This window comes from Corynebacterium sp. HMSC068G04, assembly GCF_001814885.1.
Classification (GTDB): domain Bacteria; phylum Actinomycetota; class Actinomycetes; order Mycobacteriales; family Mycobacteriaceae; genus Corynebacterium; species Corynebacterium hiratae.
In genome coordinates, this window is record NZ_KV818338.1 from 107,252 (window position 1) to 114,641 (window position 7,390).

Below are 7,390 nucleotides of genomic sequence, written 5' to 3' on the forward strand. Positions count from 1 at the left end.
CTTAGGCCTCCTCGAGGGATTCGTGGATGTCGGCCGGATCCTCGGCCGCGGACTCGTTTTCATCAAACAGCGGGCGCAGGCCCAGGGCGTACTGAATTTCCTCATTGGAGGCGCCGCCACCAATCATCGGCCACACCTGGGCATCCTGGCCCACGATGAAATCAATGACCACTGGCCTGTCGTTGATTGAGCGCGCGCGCTCAATCGCGGGGCCAATCTCTTCTGCCGTGGTGACGCGAATGGACTCGCACCCCAGGGCCTCGCTGAGCTTGACGAAGTCCGGAACGTACTCATCGTGCTCACGCAGCTTGGTATGGGAGTACTTGTTCTCATAGAAGAGCGTCTGCCACTGGCGCACCATGCCCAGGTTTCCGTTATTAATGACAGCCACCTTGATGGGGAATCCCTCCACCGCGGCGGTGGTGAGCTCTTGGTTGGTCATCTGGAAGCAGCCATCGCCGTCAATCGCCCAAACCTCACGCTCCGGGCATGCGGCCTTAGCGCCCAGCGCTGCGGGTACGGCGTAGCCCATCGTGCCGGCACCGCCGGAGTTGATCCAGCTGCGCGGGTGCTCGAAGTCGAGGAACTGTGCCGACCACATCTGGTGCTGGCCGACGCCCGCGCAGTAGATAGCCTCCGGCCCCACAATGGAGCTGAGCTTCTGGATAACCTCCTGCGGATTGAGCAGCCCGTCCGACGTCGGCTCGAAACCGCGCGGGTAGCGGCGCTGCAAATCTCCCAGGTACTCCATCCAGTCACCGAGGTTCGGAGCGTCCAACTCCGCGTCGTTGGCATAAGCCTTGGTCAGACGAAGGAGCACCTCGCGCGCATCACCCACGATGGGAACGGCAACCTCACGGATCTTGCCAATCTCGGCCGGGTCGATGTCGGCGTGGATGACCTCAGCGTGCGGAGCAAAGGTATCGGTATCACCGGTCACGCGGTCATCGAAGCGCGCGCCCACGGCGATAATAAGATCCGCGCGCTGCAGCGCCGCCACCGCCGGCACCGTGCCGTGCATGCCGGGCATGCCCATGTGCTGCGGGTGGTTATCCGGGAAGGCGCCGAGCGCCATGAGGGTGGTCACCACCGGGATGCCGGTCAGCTCAGCAAACTCGCGCAGCTCGCGGGAAGCCTCCGCCTTAATGACGCCGCCGCCAACGTAGAGCACCGGGCGCTCCGCGCGGGCAATTCGCTGAACAGCCTGCGTGATCTGGCGCGGGTGCGGGGTCGTGGTGGGCTTATACCCCGGCAGGTCCGGCATGACTGGGCCGGAGTACTCCATCAGGGCGTTCTGGACATCCTTCGGGATATCCACGAGGACCGGGCCCGGCCGTCCGGTGGACGCCAGGTGGAACGCGGCAGCAATAGCCCCCGGGATGTCCTCTGCCTTGGTGACGATGAAGTTGTGCTTCGTAATCGGCATGGTCACACCGCGGATATCGGCCTCCTGGAAGGCGTCGGTGCCCAGCAAGGAGCTGCCCACCTGACCGGTGATGGCCACGACCGGCACGGAGTCCAGGTTGGCGTCCGCCAGCGGGGTCACCAGGTTGGTGGCACCCGGACCGGAGGTGGCAATCATGACGCCTACCTTTCCGGATGCCTGGGCATAACCTTCGGCGGCGTGGCCGGCCCCCTGCTCGTGGCGGGTGAGCACGTGGCGCAGCTTCGTGGATTCAAAGAGTGCGTCGTACAGCGGAAGCACGGCGCCGCCCGGAATGCCGAAGACAAGCTCTGTGCCCAAATCTTCGAGGGTACGGACAATGGCGTGTGCGCCCGTGATGCGCTCGGGCGCCCGCTGTGGCGGAGTGGAAGCTGTCACGGTTGTTGTGCTCCTTCAGTGGGGATGGATATCGGAGAGATCATCCAACTAATAACGCCCCCGCTGTCCTTCCTGGGTGTGAAGGTAACGGGGGCGCTTGCTGGTCGACGTCACTAGTGGACTCGCTACGGCTCGCGCCGCCCGGGTACTACTACGAGGTGAAGTCGAATAATGATCATGGGCTAAACTGTACACTGATAGAAACGCCACCGCAGGCATTTACCCCCATTTTTGGGATCTTTTTCTCATTTTGCGAGATTGCACAGGTGGGGCGGTTCGCCACCGCGCCACGCTGTCAATTACGATGACCCACTATGACGTCCTCACACCCGCAGAACGCATCTTCTCGCGCCGAACACCCCACGGCCGAAACGTTCAAGCCCACCCGCGAACACCTCCTCGGCATCGGCATCCTCGCCGCAATCGCTTTTCTCAGCATTGGCTGGGCCCCGAAATACCTCTTCTGGATCCTCATCTTCCCGGTGTTGGCCATCTGGTGGGTCCTGCGGGCCCGCACCACCGTGGACGCGAAAGGCATCCACATCACTTATGGCTTCCGCGGCCCCAAGGACATCGCGTGGAAGGACTTTAAAGGCATCGGATTCCAGCGCTCGAAGGCCTACGCTCGCACCACCAGCGGCGACAACCTCAACCTGCCGGGCGTGACTTTTAACTCTCTCCCCCGCCTTGCCGCCGCTTCCAACGGCCGCATCCCCGACGCCCTGACCGCTGGCCGCGAAGCCGCCGATGACAAGGTCGTCATCGTCCACCGCGATGGCCAACAAATCCTCCTTACCAAGGAGGAATACGCCGAGTACCTCAAGAAACACCCCGAACTGAAGGATTAACCATGTACCCTCTCCGCTCTAAAGTCACCACCGTTGGCCGCCAGGCATCCGGTGCGCGTGCGCTGTGGCGCGCTACCGGCTCCAAGGAGAGTGACTTTGGCAAGCCGATCGTTGCCATCGCCAACTCCTTTACCCAGTTCGTCCCCGGCCACGTCCATCTCAAGAACGTCGGCGACATCGTGGCCGACGCCGTGCGCGAAGCCGGCGGCGTGCCCAAGGAATTCAACACCATCGCTGTTGACGATGGCATCGCCATGGGCCATAGCGGCATGCTCTACTCCCTGCCCTCGCGGGAGATCATCTCCGATTCCATCGAGTACATGGTCAACGCGCACACTGCCGACGCCCTGGTGTGCATCTCCAACTGCGACAAGATCACCCCGGGCATGTTGAATGCCGCGCTGCGTCTCAACATCCCCACCATCTTCGTGTCTGGCGGCCCGATGGAAGCCGGCAAGGCCGTCGTCGTCGACGGTGTAGCGCACGCACCGACGGATCTGATTACGGCCATCACGGCGTCGGCCAGCGATGCCGTCTCCGATGAGGGCCTGGCTCAGGTGGAGGAATCCGCCTGCCCCACCTGTGGTTCCTGCTCCGGCATGTTCACCGCCAACTCCATGAACTGCCTCACCGAGGCGCTCGGTTTGGCCCTTCCAGGCAATGGCACCACGCTGGCTACCCACAGCGCCCGCCGCGATCTCTTCGAGCAGGCCGGCCGCACCATCGTGGACCTGTGCCGACGCTACTACGGCGAAGAAGACGACGCCGTCCTTCCGCGCTCTATCGCCACCAAGGAAGCCTTCAGCAATGCCATGGCTTTGGACATGGCTATGGGTGGTTCCACCAACACCATCCTCCACACGCTGGCCGCCGCGCAGGAGGGCGAGGTGGACTTCACCCTCGAGGACATCAACGAGATCTCCTACCGCGTACCCTGCCTGTCCAAGGTGGCGCCCAACGGCACCTACCACATCGAGGACGTGCACCGCGCCGGCGGCATCCCTGCCATCTTGGGCGAGCTGCGCCGCGCCGGCCACTTGAACCTCAAGGTCCACACCGCGCTCTACGACAACGCAGAGGAATGGCTTGATGATTGGGATATCCGCGGCGGCAAGGCCACGGAGGCCGCTCTCGAACTTTTCCACGCCGCACCCGGCGGTGTACGCACCACCGAGCCATTCAGCCAGTCCAACCGCTGGGATGAGCTCGACACCGACGCGGCCAATGGTTGTATCCACGACGCCGAGCATGCCTTCTCCTCTGACGGCGGACTGGTTGTCCTGCGCGGAAACCTCGCCCCCAACGGGGCCATCGTCAAGGCCGCCGGCGTGGAGGAAGAGCTGTGGACCTTCACCGGTCCGGCCCGCGTGGTGGAGTCCCAGGAGGAGGCCGTGTCCATCATCCTCAAGAAGGAAGTCCAGCCCGGCGATGTCATCGTCATCCGCTACGAGGGCCCCGCGGGCGGCCCCGGCATGCAGGAGATGCTGCACCCGACCTCCTTCCTCAAGGGTTCCGGCTTGGGCAAGGCCTGCGCCTTGATTACGGATGGCCGCTTCTCCGGCGGCACCTCCGGCCTTTCCATCGGCCACATCTCCCCCGAGGCTGCTCACGGCGGGCTTATCGGTCTCGTGGAGAACGGTGACCCCATCACCATCAACATCCGCGAGCGCCAGCTCACCCTCGACGTTGACGAAGAAGTCTTGGAACGCCGCCGCGCCACCGAGGAGCAGCGTGAGAAGCCCTGGACGCCGAAGGACCGCAACCGCCCGGTCACCAAGGCCCTGCGCGCCTACGCCAACATGGCCACCTCTGCTGACCGTGGTGCGGTGCGCGTGGTGGATAGTTACGTCAATTAGAGTATGGGGCGATGAATTTCGCCACTAACGCCGCAAGGCGCACACTCCTGACCGCCGCCGGGCTCATCATTGGCCTGGTGGGCGTCATCCGCCACGTCCTCCACACGGACTTCCCGGTGGACATGATCATTTACCGAGAGGGCGTGCGCGCCTTCATGGAGGGCCGCTCGGTCTACTCGGAGCCCATGTACGCCGGGGATTTGGCGCTCCCCTTTATCTACCCGCCCTTCGGGGCGCTGGTCATGGTGCCGCTGACTGCCTTTGATTGGATGAGTGACGCCCTCGCGGGCGATATCATGATCGTCCTCTCGGACGCCCTCGTCTTTGCCTGCCTCTACGCGATCTTCCGCGCGCTCAAGGTGCCGCACCTGTGGCCCACCGTGGCGATCGCGTGGGCCGCGGCCATGTTCTTTGAACCCATCCGCCTCAACAATGGTTTTGCGCAGATCAATATCGTCATCATGGCGCTGGTCATCTTTGATCTTGTTCCCCGCGAGCGCAAGCTTCCGCAGGGCTGGCTGATAGGTCTCGCGGCGGCCATCAAGATCACCCCGTTGGCCATGCTGCTCTACTTCCTGCTGCGCCGCGAGTGGCGGCCCATCCTCACGGCCTTAGCCTCCGCCGTCGTGGCGACGCTGTTGGCCGCGGCCTACCGATGGCAGGCCTTTGTCGAGTTCTTCAGTTCAAAGCTTCTCGATATGGGCAAGGGCACAGACTTCGGCGTGGCTACTGACTATCAGTCCAATTCCTCGCTCAAGGGTGTCATCCAGCGCCTCTTTACCTCCCAAGAGGCGATGAACAACAACGGCATGCTCATCAACGTGCTGTGGCTCGTGGCGGCACTCACGATCATCGGCCTTAGCTCAGCACTCATCATGGCTCAGATGCGGCGCGGCCTGCTTGTCGACGCCCACCTCACCACCGCCACCACCATGCTGCTCATCTCCCCCGTTTCGTGGTCCCACCACTGGGTGTGGCTGTCCCTCATCGTGCCGCTTCTGGTCTACCGCGCCTGGTCCTGGCGCAATTCCACCTGGGTCGCCGGCAGCTCGCTGGCTGTTCTCGCCGCTTGGACTGGCATGCTGCTGACCGTTCCGCCGAAGTGGTGGTTTGGTGACAGCATCGATGTCCACGCGATGCCGCTGTACCAGAAGTTCTTGGTCGATGATTTCGTGTGGCTAGCACTCCTGTGCTGGATTCTCTACGCCATCTGTCTCAAGGTTCAAGGCAATAAAGCAGACAAGCCACAAACCGAACTCGCTGCGGCCCAAACCAACTAAGCCCCGAAACGCAAAACTGCCTGTTCTGCCAAAGTTGTTCGCCGCGCCTGCGGCGGGCTCAGGTGGTGAATGCATCTATACAGCTAGGAGGTTGTGTAGATGTTAGGCGATAGAAAGCTACGTGAGCGGTATGTGCAGGCGTATCTGCATGATGCGCGTCCGATGTCGGTGATCCTCAAGGAGTTGGGGGGCTCGAAGGCTACGGCGAAGGTGTGGCGCCAGGCTGAGGGCCTTAGCCGTGGCAAGCGCCGTCGGAGCCTGAATGAGGATAAGTACAAAGATCAATACCAAAAGATCATTGCTATTGTAGAAAGCGGTCGGTCTGCGCATAGTGCACTGAAAGAGACAGGTTTCCCACAGACCGCTTACCGATACCTTGCGCAAGACGGTATCGAACTCGCCAATACCAGTCGCGGTGGAGCCATACAACACGAGCGGGATCGCATTGCCCAAGCTTTGAAACTTGTGGATGCTGGCAAAAGCTATAAACAGGCCGGCCAGGTTGTTGATCGCTGCACTGCCACGGTGAAAACGTGGCACCATAATCGCATGTATGGGCGTTGGATACTCAATGATCATCCCACTGAATCCGAATCGAAGGTAGGACGCGGAAAGCGTCTTATCCGCCATGACCGAATAGCGATAGCCTATCTGCTTGATCAGGGTCTTACTCACCGTGAGATTGCAGCCCACCTTGGCCGGAATCAGTCGACGATTAGCAGGGAAATCGCCCGTGGGATGACTGAGCATGGCTACGATGCCCTCGTGGCGCAAAAGCGGGCTGTAGACCGTTTAGCCAGGCCTAAACCCCGTAAACTCGATACCAACCCGCAGTTGCGGGCCTTTGTCATCGAGGAGTTGAACACGAAGTGGTCACCTTCCCCTTGGCTGCTGAGCCCTGCCCCCCTAGGAACAAAACTCGGGGCACTTCAATCTACGAGCGTTACTAGTAGTACTTCGTTACTTCTGTGTGGAGCTGTGATCGATAAATTGGCAGGGGATATACACCTAATTAGGGGTGATTTTACAACTGTTAGTTTCCTAATAGGAATTATCTGTTACTCTGGGTAAGGAGCACCTAATATGCGTGTTTCCCTCGTCACGGATAATCGTTTTCACGAAATTTACAGGAGTTCTTATGCGCAATCGCGCCACAAGATTCATCATGGCTTTATCTACAGCAGCAGTTCTCGCATTTGGTTTAATCATTCCACCAAGTGCTGCTGCCCAAAACCTGGGGAATCTTACCCCCCTTGCCCGCATCAACAATTGACTTAGACGCTGAAATTCGCGTAGACACCAGTGATGTCACAGATGAGGACATCATGAATGTTCAAGACGAGATCAAGGTGATGAACGAGTCCGCCGACCCGTACGGTTACTTCGCATCCCTGTCAGCTAATGAACAACGCGCAATCATTGCTGCAGTTGAACGTGCCAGGGTCACTGACATCAATCCTCAGGTAGCGCCTTTTGCGACCACCCAGTCGGACCCCTACCGGATATATATCCAGGGCCTTGAAATGCTGTCCTGCATCGCGCTGGTCGATGTAGTATCATGCGGCATCGCCAATCAGGCAGCCA

At 60.8% G+C, this 7,390-nt stretch carries 6 protein-coding genes and 1 pseudogene; 5 read left to right on the top strand and 2 right to left on the bottom strand.

What is annotated here, in order from left to right; genetic code table 11:
* Position 1 precedes the first annotated feature (1 nt).
* Positions 2 to 1,822 (bottom strand): acetolactate synthase large subunit, encoded by a 1,821-nt coding sequence (locus HMPREF2993_RS08790; RefSeq protein WP_070701967.1) that lies wholly within the window; start codon positions 1,820 to 1,822, stop codon positions 2 to 4.
* 314 nt (positions 1,823 to 2,136) lie between these two features.
* Here HMPREF2993_RS08790 and HMPREF2993_RS08795 point away from each other — a divergent pair, with 314 nt between their 5' ends.
* The 3 genes from HMPREF2993_RS08795 to HMPREF2993_RS08805 are packed head-to-tail and all read left to right on the top strand — an operon-like array spanning position 2,137 to position 5,806.
* Positions 2,137 to 2,670 carry a PH domain-containing protein gene (locus HMPREF2993_RS08795; protein ID WP_070516400.1) on the top strand — a complete coding sequence of 178 codons (534 nt, stop codon included), beginning with the start codon at positions 2,137 to 2,139 and terminating at the stop codon, positions 2,668 to 2,670.
* 2 nt (positions 2,671 to 2,672) lie between these two features.
* The gene (gene ilvD / locus HMPREF2993_RS08800; protein ID WP_070511651.1) at positions 2,673 to 4,526 is read left to right on the top strand and encodes a dihydroxy-acid dehydratase; all 1,854 of its coding nucleotides are present in this window, start codon (positions 2,673 to 2,675) and stop codon (positions 4,524 to 4,526) included.
* A gap of 11 nt (positions 4,527 to 4,537) precedes the next feature.
* A complete protein-coding gene (locus HMPREF2993_RS08805; protein ID WP_070701969.1) occupies positions 4,538 to 5,806 on the top strand; it encodes a glycosyltransferase family 87 protein in 1,269 nt (422 codons plus the stop codon).
* Between the two features lie 117 nt (positions 5,807 to 5,923).
* On the opposite strand, the gene HMPREF2993_RS13890 is transcribed toward HMPREF2993_RS08805, so the two are convergent.
* Positions 5,924 to 6,556 (bottom strand): hypothetical protein, encoded by a 633-nt coding sequence (locus HMPREF2993_RS13890; RefSeq protein WP_246822414.1) that lies wholly within the window; start codon positions 6,554 to 6,556, stop codon positions 5,924 to 5,926.
* Here HMPREF2993_RS13890 and HMPREF2993_RS14045 point away from each other — a divergent pair.
* A complete protein-coding gene (locus HMPREF2993_RS14045; RefSeq protein ID WP_371325906.1) occupies positions 6,458 to 6,877 on the top strand; it encodes a transposase in 420 nt (139 codons plus the stop codon). The genes HMPREF2993_RS13890 and HMPREF2993_RS14045 overlap by 99 nt on opposite strands.
* Positions 6,878 to 7,023: 146 nt before the next feature.
* Positions 7,024 to 7,390, top strand: a pseudogene (locus tag HMPREF2993_RS13640) (hypothetical protein); the annotation flags it as partial.